This window comes from Natronorubrum sulfidifaciens JCM 14089 (genome assembly GCF_000337735.1).
In the GTDB taxonomy this organism is placed as follows: domain Archaea; phylum Halobacteriota; class Halobacteria; order Halobacteriales; family Natrialbaceae; genus Natronorubrum; species Natronorubrum sulfidifaciens.
In genome coordinates, this window is sequence record NZ_AOHX01000039.1 from 334,534 (window position 1) to 359,627 (window position 25,094).

Genomic DNA, 25,094 nt, shown 5'->3' on the forward strand with positions numbered 1-25,094 from the left:
ACTCTCGGTTCGCAGTTCGACTGTCAAGCAGACGGCGCGAGGCGGCTGTCACGAGTTAGAAACTGGCGTCGAGGAGCCCAAGCGCGAGTCCCGAGACGAGCAGGGAGAGGCCGCCGACGAACAGCAGGATCTGCAGCCAGTTTCGTGTCGTGTCTCCGCTCAGCCGCGCCTCGAGGCGGCTGTGAATCGAGTCTGCCCTCGAGCCGATCGGATCGGGGAACGCCGCCAGTATCTCGAACGGCTCGGTGGGGTCAAGCGCGCCGACGAGCAACGCGAAGGCGAGAAAGATCACGAAGCCGACCGGCGGGACGACGGCGAGGGCGAGCCACGGGCCCGGAAGCGCCGTCGTGAGCGCGACGATGGGGACGGCTGCGAGGAGGGTCGTCAGGATGACGCGCCCGAATCGGGCGTCGGCAAGCGGATCGAAGCCGACGAGTCGCGCGCTCCAGCAGTGGAAGGCGAACATTGTCCCATAGCCGACGCTCGTTGCGACGGCGGCACCGTGCATGCCATAGCGCGGGATCAACACGGCGTTGAGGGCGACGTTGATCGCGGCCGCAGCGCCGGTCGCTGCGATCGGATACCGAAGCGTTCCGTTCCCTTGTGAGACGGCGAGGATCGGCCGTGCGAGAGCAAAGCCGAGCGCGCCCGGCAGCAACAACAACAGCGGCGTGATCGCCGGTTCGGCCTCGGCACCGAAATAGATCGGGACGGCGACGTCCGCGAGCGCTGCGAGTCCGACCGCCATGACGGCCGTCAGCAGAAACGTGTATCGTGTCGTCCGGGAGGCGAGGTCCGTGATCTTCCGGTAGCGGTTGTTTGACCACAGCTCCGACGTCGAGTGGACGTACACGGTCTGCAGCGCCAACGGGACGAACCAGAGGAACTCAGCGAGCGTGAGCGCCGCTCGATAGTTCCCGACTGCCGAACTCTCGGCAAAGCGCTGGAGCATTACGATGTCGATGTGATAGAGCGACATCAGCAAGAACACGAGGACGATACTCATCGAATTGAACGTAAGCATCTGCTTTCGCGGAAATCGCGCCGTCGGTCGACTGAACACACACGACAGCGAGATTCGGCGGTGGACGAGTACCAGTCCAACGGCGGCGACGAGTATGCTCGCAAACAGGTGACCAGCGAGGGCCCCCATCACGCCGTAGCCGACGTAGACGAGCGGAATCGCAACCACGACGAAGCCGACCTTGTCGAGGACTTTCAACGGCTCCGAGTAGCGCTCGAGGCCGAATCCCATGAGCGTCTTCCGGGCGTAGTCGCGAAACTGCGCCGTGATGACGAGCGCGGCCAGCGCGTAGAAGTAGATCGTCAGTTCGTCACCGAACGTGAGGCCAACGATCCCGAACTGGGCGGCCCCGACGAGCAACAGCGCGCCGACGACGGCGAGTACGACTGCCAGTCTGAAGTAGAAGCCGACGACGTGTTCGCTCCAGTTCGCTGCAGCTCGGTCTTCGGCGAGGAACTTCCGAACGCCGTCGGTGATTCCGGAGCTGACGAAGATCATGTAGATGGCGAACACCGACAGCAGGAAGGCGTACTCGCCGAACGCCGACGCACCAAGGAATCGATACAGCAGCGGCGTCGAGAGCGTCGTAATGATCAGCACGATGATTTTGGAGCTGACAACCGAGAAGACGCCGCTCGCGATGCTCCTGTTCACGGTCTCCCCCCGGACATGCCGCGTCGACCGCCCGGTGTCGACGGTCGGCTGGACTGTCGACGATGTCGATATCCCGCCTGCCAACCGTCCGGGCGGTCGACACACGCCCCTGACCGCACTACGACAGTATCAGTATCCGACACACTCACGATAGCACAACGCTGGCACTGGCGAGGCCTTATTATACGGAGGATAAACGGCCGACGTCGCGGTTGAGACGTGCTGTTGTGCGAGACCGCGACTCAGTACGTGTTCTCCCAGGTCGTGACGCCGTCCGCACCGAGGTCACGGATGCCGCGGTCCAGATGGTTCTTTTTGAACGTCGGGTTCTCGGCACTGCTGTAGAGGCAGACGGCTTCGCTGTTCGTCGTCGACTTGAGGACCGAATCTCTCACGAGCGAGTTGGTGCCGAGGTCGACGTAGGGGTACTGGCTGGCTCGCAGTTCGCTGTTATAGACCGTCACGTCGTCGGCCATGTTGACGATGGCGTTTCGGTCGACACCGTCGCGACCGAGCTGGGAGATGTCGACGTGGCTAAAACGACAGTTGTCCCGTTCACAGCGAATGCCGTCGCGGAAACCGCTGGCGTCACCCGCTCGACCGGAGATGGTGAGGTGTTCAGCGAGCACCTGCTCGGTTCGGTCGCTGTTTCGAATCCACAGCGGATACCCGCCATCGGTTTCGTGGGTGATCTCCGTGTCGACGATCGTCGTCGCGCCACACTCCGGCGAGAGGACGATCCCGTGGTTGACGGCCGAGCCGTGGAGTCGAACGTGAACGTTGTCGATTCGGGCACTCTCACACGAGTTCATCACCGAAATCGCGTGACTGGTTGGTTTGGGCGAGGCGTTCTCGACCGCCGCACCGTAGATCTCGAAGTCACGACCGTTTTCGATCCGAATCCCACGCTGGGAGCGGTCGTCGGGCCGCGTGTCGTCGATTTCGACGGTCGGCCACCGGATCTCGCTTCCCTGACCGCCGACTCGGATGTTCGCGCCGTTGCTGTTTTTGTAGTAGCCACCGTGAACGACGATCTTTCCGTCGCCACCGGCCGCATAGAGGCCGTTGTTCGGGAACGCACCGAGCGCACAGCGCCTGAACTCGAGTGTTCCGCTGTTCTGGTTCGCCTCGATTCCGATGGGGCCACGCCAGCGGTTGCCGGCGTTCGGGGTGTTGTTGACCCACGCGGCGCCACCCGGTGCCCGGAACCGTTCGACGATCCCCCAGCCGTCTGCGGACGTGATGTTGAACAGTCCAGGCCCCCACGTCCCGCTGTCGTGTTGGCCGCGGATGATGATGTCTCGAACCTCGAGTCGATCTGAGACGTACGTTTCGATCGTTCGAATCCCCGTCTCCGGGGCTGTCTGATCGACGTCGAATCCCTCGAACCGGAGCCGTCGACCGGGGCGATAGGAGACGCCGAGGCGAAACAGTCGATACTGCGGACCGTCGAACTCGTGGTAGTTCGCCGGGACCAACGTCGCGTTCTGGCCGACCATTCCGAAGTTGTCGAACCCGGTGAATCTGAACTGCTCGTCCATATAGTACCGCCCTTCGGGAAAGACAAGCAGTGTATCGTCTGCCCGTAACTCATCGAGAACGGGCGTGATCGGTTCGGTACCGGTGTTGTCCGCGCCGGCCTCGACGACGTCGATGACGGTCCCGTAATCGTCGTAGTACTGTCCGAACGGGTCCGACGCGCCACTGGCAGTCGACGTCAGTCCAAGCGCCGCGGCACCGACGGCCGTAACACCCTGTAAAAACGTTCGCCGTGATCGGCGTGAATTAGGTCGGTCCTCAAGCAACGATCGTTCGTTCGAATCATCAAATGACTGAGAATGAGGAGACCCTCCACGGTCCGAATTTCGCATCCCACTTCGTTCCGACATTGATAGTCATTTCAGTATGAGTAATGAGACGGTTCAGTAACTATGGGTTCGGATAGCAACTTTTTAAGTTCGAGTCGCGAACTCGGCTGTCAGCGTAGATATTTGTGTTTCGATATGATCAACGATATTACAGCGTGCAATCGGCCTCACTCGCCTCGAGATTGGGCGATGATTCCACTTTCACAGGTAGCGTTTAACAGTCACGTAAGCTATAATAACCACTGAAAGTCGAGGTACATCTCGGAGGGTCACTCGTAGTCAGTTGGCGTTCGGTCGTTTTCGATCGTGCCGGCGATCAGATCCGAGATGGCACGGCGAAGTCGCTGTGAGACCGCCGAATCGGAGATCTCGAACTGGTCTGCGAGGTCGTCCTGTGTACACTCCCGTGGAACGTCGAAGTAGCCAGCGTAGTACGCCAGTGTGAGAATTTCGTACTGCTGTTCGGAGAGTACGTACGTGCCCTCATCGGAGACCGACGAATCATACAGCTGACTCACGCGAAACGAGATCCCGTAGCTTCGACAGCACGATCGGAACGCGGCGAGCGCATCACGATCCGGGAGATGAACGCGTGCAACCCACCCACCGGTGGTGCTCGTAACGGTAAAGACGAACAGGTCACCCTCAGTACAGCGGTCCGGAATAATTTCGATGTCGGTCTCGGTCGTCACGCGGTAGATCACCCGGTTTTCAAAGGTTGCGACGCGCGTCGGGTTCGAAATCGTGTGGTCCGCCTCCATCGCCCCCTCAAGTGCGGCGTAGTCGTCGCCGAAAGCCGAAATAAATTGGGTGTCCCGTCCGCCGGTCGGTGTGGTGTACTCATATCTGAGCGTCGTATCCGGGTGGCGCTTGATCGTCGGTACCAACACCAGATCGTCGTGAGAGAGGTGAATTTCAGCGATAAATCCCATAGAGATGTTGTAACGTCTGTACTGTCGAATTCAGGGGCCTTATTTATCGAAGCCGTATCCGACACTTGCAGCAGCTGAAATCGTCCGTCTCGGCGCGGTTCAGTTCAGATAGCCGAGATCCGCCAACCGATCCGTCACCGCTTCGTCCGGCGCCGTCTGGTCGTGCCCATCCGGGTTGTCGTAGGCTGGATATGACATCGAATCGATGTCGTCGACGATCGGGACGACGGTCCCGTCCATGCGGTCGCTGACCGGCACCCCCATCGCAGCCATGACCGTCGGTGCAACGTCGAACAGATGGACGTGCTCGAGCGACTGCGCTTCGTCGATCCCCTCGCCCAGCGCAACGAAGACGCCGTCGAGTTTGTGGTTCCACGGCTCGACCGGGCCGAAGTACTCGCCGTCGCCGAGTTGCTCGGAGAGGGCGTGCTCGAACCCGTTGGGAATCGTCACGATATCGACGGCGTCGTCGACGTGGTCGCCGTGGAAGTACCGCTCGCGGGGGGCGACCGTCTCGAAGAACGGCTCTCCGTCGGGCGTCTCGATTCCCTGAAGCGTCCGGATGAGGTCTTCGCGGACCTCATCGTACTCCTCGGGCGGAACGACGCCCTCGGGATCTCGGCCCTCGAGGTTGATCCGGACCCCGAGTTCGGTTCGAGCACGGACGTACGCCGTCGATGCAGCGAAATCGACCTGCTCGTTCGCCGTCCGAGAGACACCGCCCGGTGCGTACTTCTTTGCGACCTCCGCGAGACCGACCTGCTCGAGGGCGATCCTGAGTCGACGAGCGGTGATCCCGAACCGCGCCGCGACTGCGGCGAGGCGGGCGGCCGTTCCGGGCTCCCACGTGTCGTACTCTTCGCCTTCGCGGAGTCGCCGTCGCATCGGCGTCCACGACGGCATCCCCTTCCCACCCGTCGTCGTCTCGATGTAGCCCTCGTCGCGGAGGAACTCGTTGAGTCGGAACTCGTAGCCGTCGTACGGCCCCATGCCGTGGTCGCTGACGAGGAAGATCCGGTCGGGGTCGTGTGCCTCGAGGATCGTGGCGATCTGTTCGTCGGTCGCCTCGTAGACCGCCTCGACCATCGCCTCGTCGCCGTCGAACTCGTGAAACACCGTGTCGGTCTTCTGGAACTGGACGAAACCGAGATCCGGTTCGAACTCGTCGACGAGATACCGGAACGCCTCGCCACGCATCCCAACGAGTCGCCGATACTCCGCGATCTTTTCGGCGTCGGTGACCGAGTCGTCGTCGCGGGTGTAGTTGGGATAGATACGGTAGTCGCCGATCGCCTCCCGAACGTCGTCGAGCAGCCCCGAGGGGTGACAGCTGGGGTCCTCAGGGCCGAGAAAACCGGGAATCACCGCGCCGTCGAACTCGTCGGGTGGATACGTGACGGGGGCGTTGACGACGACGCTCGAGCGACCGTGTCGGTCCAGTAACGTCCACAGCGGATGTTCGCGAACGTCGTCGTTGCTCGTGACGTGCCAGTCGTAGCCGTCGTAGCCGACGAAGCCGATCGTCCCGTGTTTGCCGGGGTTGACTCCAGTGTAGATCGACGGCCACGCACTCGGCGTCCACGGCGGGATCTGTGACTCGAGCGGGGCCGTCACGCCCTCCGAACAAAGGCGCTCGATGGTCGGGATGCGATCGTCTTCGAACAGTCGCTCGAAGACCGGCAGACAGCCCGCGTCGATGCCGATCACCAGCGTCTCCAGCCCGCTCGAGTCGCTCGCGGTAGTCGTCGTCGATGCCTCGTCGTCACGGTCGAAGGTCCCACTCATCGTTCCATTGGTCTCGTGTTGACTCCTGTCTTCGGTCGACCGCTACCGGGCTTTCCGGTAGCGACGTCGGTCGATACCGCACGTGATCTACCCGAAGTGGGGCCGACGAGACACTTCATTATCGGTTCGCTAAAACGGCTGTAAACCCGAAAATCGGGCATCTGACGGACTCGTGTCTAGATCGACACATCCCGCCTCGGTACCGCGAGGCCCGACGCCTGTTCGCCGTGGGTCACGTGTCCGCTTCGATCGCGTGCTCGAGGATCGCCACGGCATCGGCTGCTAACTCCTCGGCTCGCGACTCGGTTCGGGCCTCCGCCGTCACTCGAACGATCGGCTGGGTTCCGCTGGCTCGCACGAGCATCCAGCCGTCGTCGACAGCGATGGAGACCCCATCGAGCGTCTCGACGTCGTCGTAGCGTTCGTGGACGTGCTCACGAACGCGGTCCATCACCGCGGCTTTCGCTTCGACCTCGAGTGCCGTTCGCCGGATCGGATACGTCTCGATGTCGGCGACGAGTTCAGAGAGCGGCCCGCGTTCGGCGGCGAGTTCGACGAGTGTACACGCCGCGAGCGGGCCGTCCGGACAGAGCGTCTCTGTCGGCCAAATCCACGCCCCGCTTGGCTCGCCGCCGAAGACGACGTCCGGCCGTTTCGCTTCCTCGGCGACGAACACGTCGCCAACCGGCGTTCGCGTGACCGACGCTCCAACCGCTGCGAGCGTGTCGTCGACGGTCATGCTCGTCCCGACGGGTGCGGCGACGACGTCGCCATCGCCCGCGGCCTCGCGTGCGAACAGCGCGAACAGCACGTCCTTGGGAACGAACGCGCCAGTCTCGTCGACGGCCATCATCCGGTCGGCGTCGCCGTCGTGGGCGATTCCGAGGTCGGTGGCCGTCGATTCGACCAGCGACGAGAGGCCGGCGAGCGTCTCTCGAGTCGGCTCGCTCGGTCGGCCCGGGAAACTCCCGTCCTGTTGGCCGTTCAGCGTGACGACGTCACACCCCAACGCAGCCAGCACGCGGGCGGTGATCCCGCCAGTTCCGTTGCCGACGTCGACGACGACACTCGGCGGATCGTCGATCGACACCGCGTCGGTCAGTTCGCTGGCATGGTGTGCTAACACACCGTCGAGTGACTCGAGTGCGCCCTGTTCGTTCCAGGGTTTGAGGTCGTACGCCTCACGGTCGATCCGTGTCGCGATCGCCTCGCGCTGGTCGGGACCAAAGGCTTTGCCCGACGCCGTCCAGAGTTTGATCCCGTTGTCCGGCGCAGGGTTGTGCGAGGCCGTGATGACGACTCCCGCATCCGCGTCCGTCCACGGAACGGCTCTCGCAATCGTCGGCGTTGGCGCGACGCCAACCGTGACGACATCCGTTCCACACTCCCGTACGCCGGCGATCAATGCCTCAGCGAGGATCGTCCCACTCTCTCGAGCATCCCGTCCAACCACAACGCGCTCGTAGCCCTCGGAGGCGACCGCCCGCCCCACGGCGAGTGCGAGGTCGGCTGTCACATCGTCTCCAACTGGGCCTCGGATTCCGCTCGTTCCGAACATACCTGTCCCCTCGAGGAAACGGGGATTACTATAGGGCCGCTAACGATCTGATTGCGGACTATGGTATCAGTAAGACGCGTCTCACGGCCAGTTGTGGGTTCGAATCGATGGGAGGCGCTCTCGAGTTTGGTCAGTGAGAGACGTAGTTCGACCGCTACCAGACTTAATTTCACAAAAAATAGTTGTAATGTAGTCTTGAGCGGATTCGAACCGCGCAGACTCGAATCCTCTCGTCTGCTGGGCTCGAACCGCCGAGGATACCTGCTGCTCACGAGTTTGTTCGCAGCAGAAGTAGTCCCGGGCGGATTCGAACCGCCGTCATAGGCTGTCTTCCGTGACGGACCAAACCGAACACGTCCAAAGGCCCATATGATTGGCCACTACACCACGGGACTTCTCACTTTGTTTGTCGACCCGCGTACCTCGCAGTTCTACCGGAACTGCTCGCCACCACGGGACTTCACTCGCTGGATAGACCACCGTCGTACAATAGTGTTACCTTTCGTCGCGAGGCGACACCACTATTGTTCCTTCTTCTACACGCCGGTGACAGCTCCGACAGAGCGTGATCACGTTGTCCATCGTATGTGCAGCGTCGGGCTGGTCGAACGAACGGACAGGCTGTCGATGATGGACATCCGGGTTCTGTCCGAGTTCATCGGCGTCTGCCCCACAGTGTTGACACTCGTAGTCGTCGCGCTCGAGTGCCTGCCGCCGAATCCGCCACCACGTCTGTCCATATGGAATCGGGCCACCCTTCCACTGGTGATGGTCAGGGCCAATAACGTTCTCCGAAAGCCACGTCCCGTAACACTCGAGTGTACAAAAGAAGCCGCGCGTTTGCTCCTCAAGTCGCGCCGGCCGAACTTCAAGTTCGGTGTCACATGACCGACAGTGGACTGCTACTCGGTCCCCTTTCGTCGATGGATTCGCCGGAAGAAGCCCGTCCGCGGCGTCGACACATGCCGGGCAATAGACGCCGTCCTTGTTCGACGGATAGTAGTCGAACTCCTCGCCACACCGTTTACAGGACGTCGTCTCCATCGCATCGCTCCAGTTGCCGTTGTGTTCGCCGGCGTTCGGATTACAGTCGTCGCAGAACTCCCGTCTGGCCTTCGGATCGTAGAACTCGAGTCCGCACCCACGACACGTTCGATTCGGCAGTGACTCGCCGTGGACTTTCGTGTGGTGCTGGCGCATGCCACGCTCCGTCGAGAGCCTCTTCCCGCACGTCGGACACTCCATGCCGGCGTTGGCCTCGTCATCCCATTTAAACTCGAGGAGGACCACACGAACGATAGCCGTCGCTAACGTCGGACACTCCGTCAAAAAGCGAGTGATTCGAAACGTCAGTTAGCGGCGTTACAGGTAGCCTTCGTCGGCCAGTCGCTCGATGCCTTCCTCGAGTCGCTCTGCACTCGCGGCGTAGGAGATTCGGGCGTAGCCGGGCGTCCCGAACGCGCTGCCGGGAACCGTCGCGACGTGGGCGTCTTCGATCGCGCCCTCACACCAGGCCTGATCGTCGTCGTCGACGGGGAGCATCATGTAGAACGCACCCTCGGGGACGGCGACGTCGACGTCGTGTTCGTCGAGCAAGTCGACGACGAGGTCGCGCCGTTCCTCGAACGCCTCGGTCATCTCTTCGACGGCCTCGTCGGTGTTCTCGAGGGCTTCGATACCGGCGTGCTGGACGAAGTTCACCGCGGAGGAGACCGAGTGGCTGTGGAGTTTGCCGGCCTGATCGATCAGGTCCTCGGGGCCGGCGAAGTAGCCAAGCCGCCAGCCGGTCATCGAGTACGCCTTCGAGAAGCCGTTGACCGTCACGGTGCGATCGGCCATGCCCTCGAGCGTGCCGAGGCTGGTCGGCTCGACGCCGTAGGTGATCTCCTTGTAGATCTCGTCGGAGATGACGGTGATGTCGTGTTCGACGGCCAGATCGCGAACGCCCTCGAGTGCGGCGTCGGAGTAGACCGCGCCGGTGGGGTTCGACGGCGAGTTGACGACGAGCAGTTCGGTCTCGTCGGAGACGGCCTCTGCGAGGTCGTCGAGCGCTGGCTCGAGTTGGAAGTCAGCGTCGGAGAGGTCGACGCGCGTGAGGTCGCCGCCGGCCATCTTGACCATCGCCTCGTATGAGACCCACGCGGGATCGAGCAGGACGACCTCGTCGCCGTCTTGAATAAGCGCCTGCACGATCTCGTAGAGCGCCTGTTTCGCGCCGGGCGTGACGATGATCTCGTCGGCCGTGTGATCGAGGCCGTCGTCGGCCAGTTTGTCGGCGATCGCTTCGCGAAGTTCGAGAATGCCAGCCGAGGTCGTGTAGCCGGTGTGGCCGGCGTCCATCGCATCCTGTCCGGCGTCGGTGATGTTTTGGGGCGTCGGGAAGTCGGGTTCGCCGACGGAGAGGTCGACGACGTCTGCGCCGTCGGCCTCGAGTTCGGTCGCGAGGGCGGAGATCGCAAGCGTTGCGGACGGTTCGACTCGGGTTACGCGGTCAGTGAATTCCATCGTCATTGTTGATCTGGATCGGGGAGTTGTGCGACGAGGTCGAGTGCGCCGTCGACGGCTTTCGCCGCGTTTGCGACGCGTTCGCGTGCCTCGGCGGCGGACATGCCGGGACCCGTCACGCCGAGAGTTACGGGGGTATCACGCTCGAGACTCACGTCAGCGAGTCGCTGAGCGGTCGCGTCGGTGATCACCTGATCGTGATCGGTGTCACCTGTGATGACCGTCCCGATGACGGCCACGGCATCGACTGCCTCGAGTCGGGCGAGTCGGTCCGCCGCCAACGGGGCGTCGTAGACGCCCGGGATGGTGACCGTGTCGTGTACTTCGGCACCGGCGGCTTCGGCCGCCTCGAGGGCCTCTTGTTCCATCTGCTCGGTGATCGGGCGGTTGAATTCCGCGACCACCAGTCCGAGCGTGGTCATAGGCGAGCGGTAGGGTGGGCGGGTAAAAGAGGTACCGTTATCGAGTAACAAACTCGAATAATCAATCACGATAAATCACCTCAGTCGACGGAACGGACAGCTATAAGCCACTGAACGTCACTGCACTCCAGATCGCATGACGGCTCTGCGATCTGTGTGTCACTCGTTTCAGTTGTTACTATATCGGGGTTCGAACCGTGTCGTGCTATTGAGAACCCTTAAGCGCGGCCACGGTCAACCGGCGCGCAATGACAACGCTTCAGACGCCGGGGCCAACGCTTGGCGTCGTCGGTGGGGGACAGCTCGGACGAATGCTCGCCGAGGCAGCGTCGCCGCTCGGCGTCGAGGTCGTCGTGCTCGATCCGACACCGGACTGCCCGGCCGCACCAGTCGCCCGCGAGCAGATCGTCGCCGACTTCGACGACGAGGCGGGGATTCGCGAACTCGCCGCCAGCGCGGACGTCCTCACGTTCGAAATCGAACTCGCGGATCAGGACGTCTTAGAGCGCATCAGCGAGGATACGGGGACGCCCGTACACCCGAAGCCGAAGACGCTACGGACGATCCACGACAAACTCGTCCAGAAACAGGAACTCGAGGACGCCGGCGTTCCGGTGCCGCCGTTCCGTGCGGTCGACGACGCCGACGACATCCGCGCGGCGATCGACGACTACGGCGCGCCGGTCATGTTGAAAGCGCGGACTGGCGGCTACGACGGTCGGGGCAACGTCCCGGTCGAATCGAAAGCAGACGCCGAGGACGCCCTCGAGTCGGTCGCCGGCCCCGCGATGGTCGAAGCGTTCGTCGAGTTCGAACGCGAGGTGTCGGTGATCGCCGTCAAAGGCGACGACGAGGTCGCGACCTTTCCACTCGGCGAGAACATCCACGTCGACGAGATCCTTCGAGAGACGATCGTCCCCGCACGCTCGAGTGAGGCCGTCTCCGAGCGCGCATACGAGGTCGCGCGTGACGTCCTCGACGTGATGGACGGGCGGGGCGTCTACGGGATCGAACTGTTTGAAACGAGCGAGGCGCCACGCGCCTCGGAAGACTCGAGCGGGCAGGGCCCGCGAGAGGGCGACGGTGAAATCCTGCTCAACGAGATCGCCCCGCGTCCGCACAATTCGGGCCACTGGACGATCGAGGGCGCACAGAGTTCCCAGTTCGAACAGCACGCCCGGGCCGTCCTCGGCTGGCCGCTCGGCTCGACCGAACTGCGCTCACCAACCGCACTCGCGAACCTGCTGGCTGACGTCGAAGAGAATCAGGACGCACGGCTGCGAGACATCGACGAGATCCTCGAGACTCCCGGTGCACACCTCCACTGGTACGGCAAGCGCACGTCCCGTCCGGGCCGCAAGATGGGTCACGTGACGGTTTCGGGTAGCGACCCGGATGCCGACGTCGAGGCTCTCCTCGAGACCGCGCGCGACCTCGAGTCGACCCTCACGTTCACGGCGGAGTAGTTTCGGGCGGATTGAAGTCACCTGCCCGACCATCTTCTCCTATGAGCGACAGCGTTAGCGACCTGATCGACCGTCTCCACCGCGAAGCCGAGCAAGACCGCCCGAACGACGAAACCCCGGACGTCGGGATTGTCATGGGTAGTGACTCGGACCTCGAGGTCATGATGACCGGCGGGAAACGCCGCGGGGCCTACGACGCCTTCGTCGACGAACTCGGCTTCGCCGAGCAGACCGACTACGAGAACCCGCCGGAAGAGCGCTTTACCTTCGAGACGTACGTCACCTCGGCTCATCGCACGCCGGATCTGATGACGGCGTATGCCGAGACGGCCGAGGATCGCGGCCTCGAGGTCATCATCGCCGGCGCGGGCGGGAAGTCGGCCGACCTGCCGAACATGACGGCTTCGATCGCCTACCCGCTGCCGGTGATCGGCGTCCCCGTCCAGGAGAAATCCGTCGACAGCGTCATCGGGATGCCAACCGGCGCGCCGCTGGTCGCCGTCGACGCCGGCAAATCGTTCAACGCCGCGCTCTCGGCGGCCCAGATTCTTGCCCGCCAACACGAGACCGTTCGTGACCGACTCGTTTCCTACCACGACGACCTCCGTGAGGGCGTCGGGACCGTCTCTCGAGACCTGCACGATCAGGGGACGGAAACGTTCTCGAGCGAGTAATCCCGTCTTATCTCGGCAGCCCGCCGTTCGTTCAAACGCAGTGACTAGTTTCCCCCTCGAAAACTCTGGACGGGCTCCTGACACGAGTTAACTACGTAATTTATCACGAAAGACGGCGCTGGAGTCCGTCTTCTGCCGAAAAACGAACAATCAACCCTTATATGCGTGCGGTTTGAACCCTCGAACGTTACGGAGATGAATGATTGGATCGCAATCGGGGCCTTGGCGCTCGTTGGACTACTGATACCGCTCGGAATGATGGCGGTATCGTACCTCTTGCGGCCGTCTGTCCCCGAAACGAGTAAACGCGCCACCTACGAGAGTGGCGAGATTCCGACCGGCGGGACGCGCATTCGGTTCAACATCCAGTACTACATGGTTGCGCTTCTGTTCCTCGTTTTCGATATCGAGACCGTCCTTCTGTTCCCCTGGGCGGTCGTCTACCTGGATGCCGTCGAATCGGACGCCGTCTCGCTGCTCGAGATCCTCGGGCCGATGCTGTTGTTCGTCGCCATCTTGATGGTCGGACTCGCATGGGCATGGCGCACCGGTGCAGTACAGTGGGCACGGACACCCCGTCAGGCAACGTCTGGCAGTGATCGACAATGAGTAGCAACAATCCACGGCAATCGATCCACGACAGCACCGCACCGTCGACGGATACCCGCGACTCGCGGATCGGCGAAGGACCGGACGACCGGTTCAACTCCAAACTTCGGGAGGCGTTCGGCGCATCGCCGTTTATCCTCACGAAGTTCGATCAGTTCATGAACTGGGTCCGGGGTAACTCGATGTTCATGCTACAGTTCGGGATCGCCTGCTGTAGTATCGAGATGATCCACACCTACGCGATCAAACACGACCTGGATCGCTTCGGTGCCGGTGTACCCCGCGCCTCGCCGCGGCAGGCCGACGTGATGATCGTCCCCGGGACGATCGTCTCGAAGTTCGGCCCCCGCATGAAGCGCGTCTACGACCAGATGCCCGAACCCAAGTTCGTCGTCGGGATGGGATCGTGTACGATCTCTGGCGGCCCCTTCCAGGAAGGCTACAACGTCGTCAAAGGTGCCGAAGAGATCATCCCGATCGACATTCACGTGCCGGGCTGTCCGCCCCGGCCAGAGGCGCTCATCTACGGCGTAGCCAAACTCCAAGAGCGGATTCGAAACGGCGAGTCGTCCCCAGTCGTCGTCAAGCCGTACGAACTCGAGCAGTTCGGCGACTTACCGAAAGACGAACTCGTGCAGAAACTCGCGAGCGAAATCGACGAGGACGACCTCGTTATGCGGTATAACTGGGCTGATTCACCATGAGCACGGAACTCGAGCGACAGCAGCCAACCGAGGTCAGCGAAGACGATCTCGAGGTTTTACTCGGTGATCGCGCGCTCGGTCGCGACGACCATCTCAATGCGCCGGGATTCGTGATCCGACCCGATGACGTTCAGGATGTCCTGACCGACCTCCGGGACGAAGCCGGCTTCGATCACCTCTCCTGTCTCACTGCCCAGCAGTATTCGGATCGGTACGAATCGATCTACCACCTTAAAAAGTACGCCGATCCGACCCAAGAGGTCTCGGTGGTCGTCCCGACGTCGACCGACGACCCCGTCAGTCAGTCGGCGGAACCCGTCTTCCGGACGGCAGACTGGCACGAGCGCGAGGCGTTCGACCTCGTTGGAATCGACTACGAAGGCCATCCCGACCCACGACGGATTCTCCTGCCCGAAACGTGGCAGGGCCATCCGCTCTCTGAGGGCTACGATCAGGAGAAACCACAGATCGTCACACTGTCGGAACACGCCAATCCGATCCAGCCCGACCACCACGACGAGGAGTCGGACACGATGTTCTTGAACATCGGCCCACACCATCCCGCAACTCACGGTGTGCTCCACGTCAAGACGGTGCTGGACGGCGAGACGGTCGTCGACGTCGATCCCGACATCGGCTACCTCCATCGGTGTGAAGAGCAGATGTGCCAGCAGGGCACCTATCGCCACCAGATCATGCCATACCCCGACCGCTGGGACTACGTCTCGGCTGGTCTCTTAAACGAGTGGGCGTACGCCCGCACGGCCGAGGATCTGGCGGATATCGAGGTACCCGAATACGCCCAAATTATCCGGACGATGAGCGCCGAGCTGTGTCGGATCGCCTCACACATGCTCGCGCTCGGAACATTCGCACTGGACGTCTACGGCGACTTCACCGCCGTCTTCCAGTATGCGTTCCGCGACCGCGAGGTCGTCCAGGACATCCTCGAGGACCTCACCGGCCAGCGGCTGATGTTCAACTACTTCCGACTTGGCGGCGTCGCCTGGGACCTGCCCGAACCACGCGATGAGTTCATCGCGAAGACGCGGGACTTCCTCGACGAACTGCCAGCGAAAGTCGACGAGTACAACGACATGATCACCTCGAACGAGATTTTCCAGATCCGGTGTCACAACACCGGCGTTCTGGAGCCCGAGGAGGTCAAAGACTACGGCTGTACGGGTCCCGTCGCCCGTGGCTCCGGCGTCGACTACGACCTGCGCCGTGACGACCCCTACGGCTACTACGAGAACCTAGAGTGGGACGTCATCACCGAAGACGGCTGTGACAACTACGCGCGCGTCCTCGTTCGGATGCAGGAAGTCGAAGAGTCAGCCAAGATCATCGAGCAGTGTCTCGACTTGCTCGAGGACTGGCCCGAAGACGAACGCGACGTGCAGGCAAACGTGCCCCGGACGCTCAAACCGGACGCCGACACGGAAGTCTACCGTGCGGTCGAAGGCGCGAAAGGTGAACTGGGGATCTACATTCGATCGGACGGGACGGACAAACCCGGCCGGTTCAAGATCCGCAGTCCGTGTTTCTCGAACCTGCAGGCGCTCGAGGCCATGTCCGAAGGGGAGTACATCCCCGACCTGGTCGCCTCGCTCGGTAGTCTCGACATCGTTCTCGGGGAGGTGGACCGGTAAGTATGGTTGGTGAAGGTGCAACGCTGCCGTTACAAACCGACACCGTGTTGCTTCCCGAACGAGTCGGAGAGTTGACCGGCTTGGACCAGTTCGGCGTCGGCGGTGAACTGCTCGCGGCGTTCCTCGCGGCGTTTATCGTCGGCAATATCATGCTGGCGATGACCGGCGTCGCCGGTCCGTGGGCGAAACGAAAGATTACCGCCGCGTTCACTGACCGAATCGCGGTCAACCGCCTTGGTCCGGCCGGCTTGCTGATCATTGTCGCCGACTCCGTGCGACTACTCTCGAAAGAACTCATCATCCCCGAAGACGCCGATCGGCCGGCGTACGACCTCGCGCCGATCGTTATCGCCTCGTCAGCGCTGCTTGGCTTTGCCGTGATCCCGATGGGCAGTGGGATTCACCTCGCAGACCCTGAAGTTGGGCTCGCGTTCGTCTTCGCGGTCGCCGGCATCGCCAGCATCGGGCTTGTGATGGCCGGCTACGCGTCGGCGAACAAGTACTCGATGCTCGGCGGCCTGCGAGCGGTCGCACAGAACGTCGCCTACGAGATCCCGCTGGTCGTCACTGGGATGTCGGTCGTCATTTTCGCCGGCACCTTACAGATGAGTGCGATCGTCGAGGCACAGGCACAGACGCTCGTCTCGCTCGGCGGCCTCGACATTCCGGCGTGGTACGCGCTGGTCAACCCGTTCGCGTTCGTGCTCTTTCTGGTGGCGAACTTCGCCGAAGTCGGCCGCAACCCCTTCGACACGCCCGAAGCGCCGACCGAAATCGTTGCTGGCTACCAGACCGAGTACTCGAGCGTCTACTTCGTGTTGATCTACCTCGGGGAGTTCATCCACATCTTCCTCGGTGGAGCGATCATCGCGACAATTTTCCTCGGCGGCCCGGCCGGACCCGTGTTGCCAGGTATCGTCTGGTTCATCATCAAGATCTGGGCGGTGTTCTTCCTGACGCAGTGGCTTCGGTCGGCGATTCCACGTGTCAGGATCGACCAACTTATCGAGATCGGCTGGAAGGGACTGCTCGTCCTTTCGTTCGCTAATCTCGTCATCACTGCAGTAATTGTGGGGCTGATTGCATGATCGGACTACTCAAATCCATGGCTACGACGATGAAACACGCACTGGATGGCTCGACGTTTACTGTCGAGTATCCCGAGACTGCACCGGACGTCTCCCCCCGGTTTCGGGGCGTCCACAAGTTCAGCCAAGAGCGCTGTATCTGGTGTCGTCAGTGTGAGAACGTCTGTCCGAACGATACGATTCAGATCGTGATGGATGACAAGCGCAACGGCGAACAGTACAACCTCAACATCGGACAGTGTATCTACTGTCGGCTCTGTGAGGAGGTCTGTCCCGTCGATGCGATCTTGCTCACGCAGAACTTCGAGTTCACCGGCGACACCAAACACGATCTGGTCTACAACAAAGACCAGCTGCGAGCCGTACCGTGGTACAAAGACATCGACCCGCTCGAGTCACGCGAACCTGACCGGGGTGCGTGGATTGGCGAGGGGGACGGAGACGTCGATTACCAGTAACAATGATGGAAACGATCGCGTTCGCACTGTTTGCGTTCGTGACGCTTGCCAGCGCACTGGGTGTGGTCCTCTTTCGGGACCCATGGCACTCGGCGCTGATGCTTGGTGTGACACTGCTTAGCGTCGCGGTGTATTACGTGATGCTTGCAGCCGAGTTCGTTGCGATGATGCAGATTCTCGTCTACGTCGGCGGGGTGCTCATCCTCATCACCTTCGCGGTGATGCTGACCCAGCGCGACGAGCAGGCGTCCGAGGAGGTGGCACAGCCATGACGACCGGCCCACAGCTCCGGCTTGGGAAATCGCTGCTCCCCGGGGTGCTCGCCGTTGGCCTGTTCGGGTTGATGGCGTTGATCGTCCTGAACACGTCGTTTTCGACGATGGCAACCGCCGGCTATCCGGACGGGATCTCGATCACGTCCGAAATCGGCTACGCCATGTTCAACCTCGAGGTGTTGCAGTCGACCGACGGCTCGATCGGCGCGACCGAGCCGTTCCTCGCGGCGTTCTTGCTGGTTGCAATCACCCTCGACGCCGCACTCGACGCCTCGCTCGTCCTCGCAAAACGAGAGGAAGACGGCGAGCCAGTCTCACCGCTTGGGAGTTCGAGTCCGGAACACACCGAGCAGGCGACCGACTCGAGTCGGTTTAGCCGCTCGGGATCGACGACTGACGGTGGCGCGTCCGGCACTGACTCGAGTGGAGGTGACGACCGATGACGGTCGCACTCGAGTACTACGTGCTGTTGTCGATAGCCCTGTTCTGTATCGGGCTGTTCGGCGTGTTGACGCGTCGTAACGCACTGATGTTCCTGATGTCCGTCGAGCTCATGCTGAACGCGGCGAACATCAACCTGATCGCCTTCGCGTTCTATCACGGCAACCTCACGGGGCAGGTGTTCGCGCTGTTTACGATGGCGCTGGCCGCCGCGGAGGTCGCTGTCGGACTCGGGATCATCCTGGTGTTGTACCGTAACTTCCGTGATGTCGATGTCACGGTTCCGACGACGATGAGGTGGTAAGATGGCAGGAACAGGAATTTTCAGTTACGCTCCGGCGATCGCACTGTTCCCGCTCGTGGCGTTTGTCGTCGCTCTGGTGTTCGGCAAGTATATGCCGAAGAAAGGGGCGATTGCGGGCATCTTCGCGACGGCAGGCTCGTTGGTACTGTCGCTTGCGATGCTTGCAGCCGTCGCGGGTGGCGAAGTCTATCATGAAACGATCTACGAGTGGACGTCCGGCGCCGTCGCCAGTGAAGTCGGTGCCGACGGCATCGAATTCACCTTCGGCATTCTGATCGATCCGCTCTCGGCGCTGATGTTGGTGATCGTCTCGCTCGTCGCCGTCCTCGTCCACGTATTCAGTCTCGGGTACATGAACGCGGAAGGCGAGACGGGACTGCCGCGATACTACGCCGAACTCGGGCTGTTTACGTTCAGTATGCTCGCGTTCGTCTTCGCGGACAACCTGCTGATGGCGTTCATGTTCTTCGAACTCGTTGGCCTGTGTTCGTATCTGCTGATCGGCTTCTGGTTCCGAACGAAGTCGGCCCCATCGGCGGCGAAGAAGGCGTTTCTGGTCACCCGATTCGGGGACTACTTCTTCCTGATTGGGGTCGTCGCGATCGCGGCCACGTTCGGGACGGTTGCCTTCGCCGGCGACGACTCGTTCGTGACGGCAGCCGAGACCGCAATCGACGACGGCACACAGCTGTTCGGCTTCGACGCCCAGACGTGGGTGACGATCACCGGACTACTGGTGCTGGGTGGTGTCATCGGTAAATCCGCCCAGTTCCCCCTACACACCTGGCTGCCGGATGCGATGGAAGGTCCGACCACTGTCTCCGCCCTGATTCACGCGGCGACGATGGTCGCGGCCGGTGTCTATCTGGTCGCCCGGATGTTCGGCTACTACGCACTCAGCCCGACGGCGCTGGCGATCATCGCCTTCGTCGGTGGCTTTACGGCACTGTTTGCGGCGACGATGGGTGTCGTCAAAGACGACATCAAACAGGTGCTCGCGTACTCGACGATCAGCCAGTACGGCTATATGATGCTGGGACTCGGCGTCGGCGGCTACGTCGCTGGCGTCTTCCACCTCATGAACCACGCCTTCTTCAAGGCGCTCCTGTTCCTCGGTGCCGGGGCCGTCATCATCCTCATGCACCACGAACAGGACATGTGGAAGATGGGGGGCCTCAAGGACAAAGCGCCGGTCACCTACTACACGTTCCTCGCGGGCGCGCTCGCGCTCGCCGGAATCATCCCGTTCTCGGGCTTCTGGTCGAAAGACGAAATCCTCTACGACGCCCTGATCGTCGGCTTAGAGGAACCGGTTATCCTCGCCGCCTACGCGATGGGACTGGTGGCTGTCTTCTTCACTGGCTTCTACACCTTCCGGATGGTCTTCCTGACCTTCCACGGTGAGCCTCGTTCCGAGGCAGCCGAGGACCCACACCCGGTCGGCTGGGCGGTCAAGGTCCCGCTGATCACGCTCGGTGTCCTCGCGCTCGTGGCCGGTATCGCAAACCTCGCGCCGGTCTACAAGCTCACCGGTATCGAACTGACCTTCCTCGAGTCCTGGCTCGACGGCGAGTACGGGGCCGTGGAAGGACTGACATACAGCGCCTACGGTGAGTTGCTGGCGTACGAAGCCGGCACGATCGGCACCGAACAACAGACGGTGTTGATCGCGGCTGGTGTGTCCCTGCTACTTGCGTTTTCGGGTGCCGGCGTGGCATGGAAGCTGTACAACGTGCCAGAGCCGTCACGTCACGTGACGAAACTCGGCGGTGCCTACACCGTCTTGCGAAGCAACTACTACCAAGACGAGTTTCAGGTCTGGCTCGCAGAAGGGGTCACACAGCCGATTGCACGAGCGGCGGACCGCTTCGATCGGACCGTCATCGACGGAACGGTCAACGGCGTTTCGTCCATCAGCTTGTTCGGCAGTAACCGTGTGAAACGCCTCCAGACGGGGATCGTGACAAACTACGCAGCACTGCTGGTGGCCGGATTCATCGGCTTACTGCTCGTGCTCGGACTGTACGGAGGGTGGTTCTGATGATGATTGAAGCACTAATCGCGGTCGCACTGGTCGGCGCACTGGTCACGTTCGTTGCGCCGAATCGCATCGCAGGCAAACTGGCGTTCGCGATCAGCCTCGTGCCCGTCGTGCTCAGCCTCTGGCTGTTCACGGCCTTCGACGGCAGCGGGAACGCCTTGCTCGAGGGATCACTCGCCTTCGAATCGCAGTACGAGTGGATCCAACTCGGCGAGTACTCGATTTCGTGGTTCGTCGGGCTTGACGGTATTAGCCTCCCGCTTGTCGTCCTGACGACGATTCTCACGTCGGCTGCGATCATGAGTTCGTGGACGCCGATCGACGACCGCGAGTCTCAGTTCTACGGGCTCGTCCTGTTCATTGAGGCGAACCTGATCGGCGTCTTCGCCGCGCTCGATTTCTTCCTGTGGTTCATCTTCTGGGAGGCAGTCTTGATCCCGATGTATCTGCTGATCGGTATCTGGGGCGGCCCACGCCGGAAGTACGCCGCGATCAAGTTCTTCGTCTACACGAACGTGGCGTCGCTCGTCATGTTCGGTGCCTTCATCGCACTCGTCTTCGGACTCGGCGACTCGGTGACGTCGTTCGCACTGCCCGAAATCGCGACGGCGATGCTCAACGGAGGCCCCGACGGGTTCCTCGGCCTCGAGGGCACGACGCTCACCTCGGTGGTGTTCATCGCGATGTTCCTTGGCTTTGCAGTGAAGGTGCCGGTCGTCCCGTTCCACACGTGGCTGCCGGACGCCCACGTTGAGGCTCCGACGCCCGCTTCCGTGCTGTTGGCGGGTGTCCTGCTGAAGATGGGGACCTACGCGCTGCTCCGATTCAACTTCACGATGTTCCCCGGACAGGTCGAGACGTACGCCGTGCCGATCGCGGCGATCGCCGTCATCAGCGTCATCTACGGCGCGATGCTCGCACTCGCACAGACCGACCTGAAACGGATCGTCGCCTACTCGTCCGTCTCGTCGATGGGCTACGTCATCCTCGGCCTGATCGCCTACACCCAGTTCGGGGTCGGCGGGGCGACGTTCCAGATGGTCTCACACGGCTTCATTTCGGGGCTGATGTTCATGGCCGTCGGCGTCATCTACAACGCGACACACACCCGGCTCGTCACTGATATGTCGGGAATGGCAGACCGGATGCCGATCGCGGTTGGTATTCTCATCGCCGGTGCGTTCGGCTACATGGGCCTGCCGCTGATGTCCGGCTTCTACGGCGAGTTCACGATCTTCTTCGGGGCCTTCCAGGCCGACTTCGCGTACGCGCCGCTGTTTACGTCGCTGGCGATGTTCGGCATCGTCATCGTCGCTGGCTACCTGCTGTTTGCGCTCCAGCGAACCGTCTTCGGGCCGTACGAACTCGAAACCGACTACGAGGTGGGCCGAGCACCGCTGCACGACATCGTGCCGATGTTCGTGTTGCTCGGCATCATCATCCTCCTCGGTGTGGCACCCGACCTGATCTTCGAGATGATAACCGATGCAGTCGATCCGATCCTGAGTGGAGGTGAACAGTAATGGCGGTGTTCCAACTCCCTGAGTGGATGGCACTCGCACCGGCATTGATCATGGCTGTGACCGCGCTGGCGCTGTTCGTCTTCGACAGCATCTCGCCGCGGTCGACGAACCGGTCGCTGCTTGCTGGAACCGCAGCGGCCGGCTCACTCGCATCACTGGCCGTCGCCGTCTGGTTCAGTACTGCCGGCGTCGGGACGCCCACGATAGACGGCGGTCTCGGCGAAATCGAGCCGATCCACGGGCTCGTCGTCGACCAGCTCGCGCTGTACTTCATGATCGTTGTCGCGATCGTCACCGCACTGGTCGCCGTCGCAAGCTACGACTATCTTGTCGACCACGCCTATCAGGCCGAGTACTACTCGCTCGTCATGCTCGCGGCGACCGGCATGTCGATGATGGCCGCCGCAAACAGCCTCGTGACGATCTTCATCGCCCTCGAGCTTGCGAGCCTGCCGTCGTACGCACTCGTGGCGATCTTGAAAGACAACCGTGGGAGCGTCGAAGCCGGGCTGAAATACTTCTTGATCGGCGCGCTCTCGTCGGCGATCTTCGTCTACGGGATCTCGCTGGTCTACGGCGCGACCGGCCACCTGTATCTGGCCGACATCGCTGCCGTCATCGAAGCCGGCGGGGCGGACGGCTACGGCAGCCTGCTCGGGCTCGGTATTCTCATGCTGATCGGTGGCTTCGCGTACAAAACCGCGAGCGCGCCGTTTCACTTCTGGGCCCCGGATGCGTACGAGGGCGCGCCGGCTCCGATCAGTGCGTTCCTCTCATCGGCATCGAAAGCCGCTGGCTTCGTGATCGCGTTCCGCGTGTTCACGGAGGCATTCCCGGTCGCGGCGACACAGGAGCTGATCGGTCTCGACTGGACGATCGCCTTCGTCATCCTCGCAATCGTTACGATGACGATCGGGAACTTCGCGGCGGCGACTCAGAACAACGTCAAGCGGATGCTCGCGTACTCCTCGATCGGCCACGCTGGCTACGCGCTGATCGGGCTGGCGGCCCTCTCGGCCGACGGTGGCGAGCTCGTGATGGGTGCCGCGATGATGCACTTGCTCGTCTACGGCTTCATGAACACGGGCGCGTTCCTGTTCGTTGCACTCGCCGAACACTGGGACGTCGGCCGCACGTTCGAAGACTACAACGGCCTCTCGGCACAGGCACCCGTTGCGTGTGCCGCGCTGGTGGTCTTCATGTTCAGCCTCGCCGGTGTGCCGCCGTTTGCCGGCTTCTGGAGCAAGTACTTCCTCTTTACCGGCGCGATCAGTATCGGCAGCACCGCCATGCTCGCCGTCGCTGCCGCGCTGGTGGTCAACAGCGCACTCTCGCTGTACTACTACTCCCGACTGGTCAAAGCCGTCCTGATCGAGGACCCACTCGCAGACCGTGGCGCACTCGACCAGCCGACGGGCCTCTACGCTGCGATCATCGTCGCCGCCGTGATGACGGTCGCGTTGCTCGCCGGATTCGGACCGATCGCCGAGGCCGCAACTGACGCCGCTGCTGCAGCGCTCGCCTGAGCGCGCAGCCGGTAGCTTTTACCCGTCTCGGTGGCAAGCCGGCATACATGGTTTTCCGGCTCGTACTCGGGTGTGGAACCGTCGGTCGGAAAGTCGTCGAACGGTTCCACGATCGCGGCGACGCTGCTCGAGACCGACTCCTCGTCGTGACCGACGATACGAGCACTGTCGAGACGCTTCGTGACGAGAGCGTGCTCGCTCGAGACGCCGATCCGACCGACCCATCTGTACTCGAGCCCCTCGAGTCTCCGGACGTCGTCTTCGTTGCCAGCGATCGCACCGACAGCAACCGAGCCATCCTCGAGCACGCTCGAGCACGGTTCCCGGAAACGTCGATCGTCGCCTATCTCGGTGGGAACGCGACCCCGGCCGACCGGGACGCGTTCGAGACGCTTGCAGACACAACCATCGATGCCGAGACGGCGATGGTCGATCACGTCCTCGAGAGTGTGGCCCGGCCGTCGGCAGACGCCGCGATCGGCCTTCGAAAACAGCTGGCGTCGATCGATGGCCGACTGGCGGTCGTCATGCACGACAACCCGGACCCGGATGCAATCGCCAGCGCCGTCGGCTTAGTCGACATCGCCGCGGAAGTCGGCGTCGACGCTGACGCCTGCTATTTCGGCACGATCTCACATCAGGAAAACCGCGCGATGGTCAACCTGCTCGATCTCGACCTCCGAAATCTGTCGCCGACGGATTCGCTCGAGGGCTACGATGCGTTTGCACTGGTCGATCACTCCCGACCCGGTGTTAACGACCAGTTGCCCGACGATTTGGCCGTCGACATCGTGATCGACCATCACCCACCTCGCGGCCCTGTCCCCGGCGCGTTCGTCGACCTCCGAGAACACGCGGGGGCAACCAGTACCGTCCTGACGGACTACCTCGATCGGTTCGAAATCGAACCCAGCGTGGCGACAGCGACGGCGTTGCTCTACGGCATCCGAATCGACACGAACGACTTCACTCGAGAGGTGTCGCCGGCGGATTTCAACGCCGCCTCAGCGCTCTGTCCGTACGTCGATGCAGCGGTTCTCGAGCAGATCGAGCAGCCGACAGTCGAAGGCGAAACCTTAGAGACGATCGCTCGAGCGATCAAAAACCGCGTTCAGCGAGAGTCGGTCGCCGTCGCAAGCGTCGGGCGGATCAGCGACCGGGACGCGTTGCCACAGGCAGCCGATCAGCTACTGGCGATGGAGGGCGTCGATACGACGCTGATCTTCGGATTCCGCGACGAAATGGCGTTTCTCTCGGCACGATCGCGGGCGTCCGACATCGATCTCGGCGAGGCCCTTCGAGATGCGTTCGATCGGATCGGCAGCGCCGGTGGACACGCCGATATGGCCGGTGCACAACTCGATATCGGCATTCTTGGCAGTGCGAACGACGAAGACGAAGTCGAGTCGATCGTCAGTGTCGTCGAGGAAGTGATCACGAACCGGTTTTTCGAGGCGATCGAGACCCAACCCGGGGCGTCGGTTGGTGCCTACACCCAGACCAGCCAGTGGCTGTTTACGATCGACGACGGTGACGTCGAACACGAAGAGTCCGTCTAGTGTCGGGGCCGGGCGGGAGGACAGTC

Annotated in this window: 22 protein-coding genes and 1 tRNA gene; 14 read left to right on the forward strand and 9 right to left on the reverse strand. The window is 62.1% G+C overall.

Annotation, left to right across the window (positions count from 1 at the left end):
- Window positions 1-55: 55 nt before the first annotated feature.
- The 9 genes from C495_RS11495 to ribH all read right to left on the reverse strand — a co-directional run bounded on the left by C495_RS11495 (window position 56) and on the right by ribH (window position 10,748).
- Window positions 56-1,678: an oligosaccharide flippase family protein gene (locus tag C495_RS11495; RefSeq protein ID WP_049890287.1), complete on the reverse strand. Its 1,623-nt coding sequence runs from the start codon at window positions 1,676-1,678 to the stop codon at window positions 56-58.
- 242 nt (window positions 1,679-1,920) lie between these two features.
- Window positions 1,921-3,567 carry a twin-arginine translocation signal domain-containing protein gene (locus tag C495_RS11500; RefSeq protein WP_241430605.1) on the reverse strand — a complete coding sequence of 549 codons (1,647 nt, stop codon included), beginning with the start codon at window positions 3,565-3,567 and terminating at the stop codon, window positions 1,921-1,923.
- A gap of 248 nt (window positions 3,568-3,815) precedes the next feature.
- A complete protein-coding gene (locus C495_RS11505) occupies window positions 3,816-4,478 on the reverse strand; it encodes a helix-turn-helix domain-containing protein (protein WP_008163069.1) in 663 nt (220 codons plus the stop codon).
- Between the two features lie 99 nt (window positions 4,479-4,577).
- Window positions 4,578-6,263 (reverse strand): alkaline phosphatase family protein, encoded by a 1,686-nt coding sequence (locus C495_RS11510; RefSeq protein WP_008163071.1) that lies wholly within the window; start codon window positions 6,261-6,263, stop codon window positions 4,578-4,580.
- A 232-nt stretch (window positions 6,264-6,495) separates the two neighbouring features.
- Window positions 6,496-7,821, reverse strand: a complete 1,326-nt coding sequence (glmM, locus tag C495_RS11515; protein ID WP_008163072.1) for a phosphoglucosamine mutase — start codon at window positions 7,819-7,821, stop codon at window positions 6,496-6,498.
- Window positions 7,822-8,113: 292 nt separating this feature from the next.
- Window positions 8,114-8,216 (reverse strand) — tRNA-Gln (locus C495_RS11520).
- A 100-nt stretch (window positions 8,217-8,316) separates the two neighbouring features.
- Window positions 8,317-9,066 carry an HNH endonuclease gene (locus C495_RS11525; RefSeq protein WP_049890319.1) on the reverse strand — a complete coding sequence of 250 codons (750 nt, stop codon included), beginning with the start codon at window positions 9,064-9,066 and terminating at the stop codon, window positions 8,317-8,319.
- Between the two features lie 117 nt (window positions 9,067-9,183).
- A complete protein-coding gene (locus C495_RS11530) occupies window positions 9,184-10,332 on the reverse strand; it encodes a pyridoxal phosphate-dependent aminotransferase (protein WP_008163076.1) in 1,149 nt (382 codons plus the stop codon).
- Window positions 10,329-10,748, reverse strand: coding sequence for a 6,7-dimethyl-8-ribityllumazine synthase (gene ribH, locus C495_RS11535; RefSeq protein WP_008163077.1), 420 nt, complete (start codon window positions 10,746-10,748; stop codon window positions 10,329-10,331). Before ribH ends, C495_RS11530 begins: the two co-directional genes overlap by 4 nt.
- 248 nt (window positions 10,749-10,996) lie before the next feature.
- Here ribH and C495_RS11540 point away from each other — a divergent pair, with 248 nt between their 5' ends.
- The 14 genes from C495_RS11540 to C495_RS11605 all read left to right on the forward strand — a co-directional run bounded on the left by C495_RS11540 (window position 10,997) and on the right by C495_RS11605 (window position 25,068).
- Window positions 10,997-12,214 (forward strand): 5-(carboxyamino)imidazole ribonucleotide synthase, encoded by a 1,218-nt coding sequence (locus C495_RS11540; RefSeq protein WP_008163079.1) that lies wholly within the window; start codon window positions 10,997-10,999, stop codon window positions 12,212-12,214.
- Between the two features lie 41 nt (window positions 12,215-12,255).
- Window positions 12,256-12,888, forward strand: coding sequence for an AIR carboxylase family protein (locus C495_RS11545; protein ID WP_008163081.1), 633 nt, complete (start codon window positions 12,256-12,258; stop codon window positions 12,886-12,888).
- A 195-nt stretch (window positions 12,889-13,083) separates the two neighbouring features.
- On the forward strand, window positions 13,084-13,497 hold the full coding sequence (locus C495_RS11550) for an NADH-quinone oxidoreductase subunit A (RefSeq protein WP_008163084.1): 414 nt from the start codon (window positions 13,084-13,086) through the stop codon (window positions 13,495-13,497).
- Window positions 13,494-14,201 (forward strand): NADH-quinone oxidoreductase subunit B, encoded by a 708-nt coding sequence (locus tag C495_RS11555; protein ID WP_008163086.1) that lies wholly within the window; start codon window positions 13,494-13,496, stop codon window positions 14,199-14,201. Before C495_RS11550 ends, C495_RS11555 begins: the two co-directional genes overlap by 4 nt.
- Window positions 14,198-15,853 (forward strand): NADH-quinone oxidoreductase subunit D, encoded by a 1,656-nt coding sequence (locus C495_RS11560; RefSeq protein WP_008163087.1) that lies wholly within the window; start codon window positions 14,198-14,200, stop codon window positions 15,851-15,853. Before C495_RS11555 ends, C495_RS11560 begins: the two co-directional genes overlap by 4 nt.
- Window positions 15,854-15,855: 2 nt before the next feature.
- On the forward strand, window positions 15,856-16,941 hold the full coding sequence (locus C495_RS11565) for a complex I subunit 1/NuoH family protein (protein ID WP_008163089.1): 1,086 nt from the start codon (window positions 15,856-15,858) through the stop codon (window positions 16,939-16,941).
- Window positions 16,938-17,399 (forward strand): NuoI/complex I 23 kDa subunit family protein, encoded by a 462-nt coding sequence (locus C495_RS11570; RefSeq protein WP_006066757.1) that lies wholly within the window; start codon window positions 16,938-16,940, stop codon window positions 17,397-17,399. The genes C495_RS11565 and C495_RS11570 overlap by 4 nt, the downstream gene beginning before the upstream one ends.
- Before the next feature lie 2 nt (window positions 17,400-17,401).
- Window positions 17,402-17,671 (forward strand): NADH-quinone oxidoreductase subunit J, encoded by a 270-nt coding sequence (locus tag C495_RS11575; protein WP_049890288.1) that lies wholly within the window; start codon window positions 17,402-17,404, stop codon window positions 17,669-17,671.
- Window positions 17,668-18,117, forward strand: a complete 450-nt coding sequence (locus tag C495_RS11580) for a hypothetical protein (RefSeq protein ID WP_008163094.1) — start codon at window positions 17,668-17,670, stop codon at window positions 18,115-18,117. Before C495_RS11575 ends, C495_RS11580 begins: the two co-directional genes overlap by 4 nt.
- Complete coding sequence (gene nuoK / locus C495_RS11585; RefSeq protein ID WP_008163095.1) at window positions 18,114-18,419, forward strand: NADH-quinone oxidoreductase subunit NuoK; 306 nt, start codon at window positions 18,114-18,116, stop codon at window positions 18,417-18,419. Before C495_RS11580 ends, nuoK begins: the two co-directional genes overlap by 4 nt.
- A gap of 1 nt (window position 18,420) precedes the next feature.
- Window positions 18,421-20,460: an NADH-quinone oxidoreductase subunit L gene (gene nuoL, locus C495_RS11590; RefSeq protein ID WP_008163097.1), complete on the forward strand. Its 2,040-nt coding sequence runs from the start codon at window positions 18,421-18,423 to the stop codon at window positions 20,458-20,460.
- Window positions 20,460-21,983 carry a complex I subunit 4 family protein gene (locus tag C495_RS11595; RefSeq protein ID WP_008163099.1) on the forward strand — a complete coding sequence of 508 codons (1,524 nt, stop codon included), beginning with the start codon at window positions 20,460-20,462 and terminating at the stop codon, window positions 21,981-21,983. Before nuoL ends, C495_RS11595 begins: the two co-directional genes overlap by 1 nt.
- The gene (locus C495_RS11600; protein WP_008163101.1) at window positions 21,983-23,509 is read left to right on the forward strand and encodes an NADH-quinone oxidoreductase subunit N; all 1,527 of its coding nucleotides are present in this window, start codon (window positions 21,983-21,985) and stop codon (window positions 23,507-23,509) included. The genes C495_RS11595 and C495_RS11600 overlap by 1 nt, the downstream gene beginning before the upstream one ends.
- Window positions 23,510-23,556: 47 nt before the next feature.
- A complete protein-coding gene (locus C495_RS11605; RefSeq protein WP_008163103.1) occupies window positions 23,557-25,068 on the forward strand; it encodes a DHH family phosphoesterase in 1,512 nt (503 codons plus the stop codon).
- Window positions 25,069-25,094 lie beyond the last annotated feature (26 nt).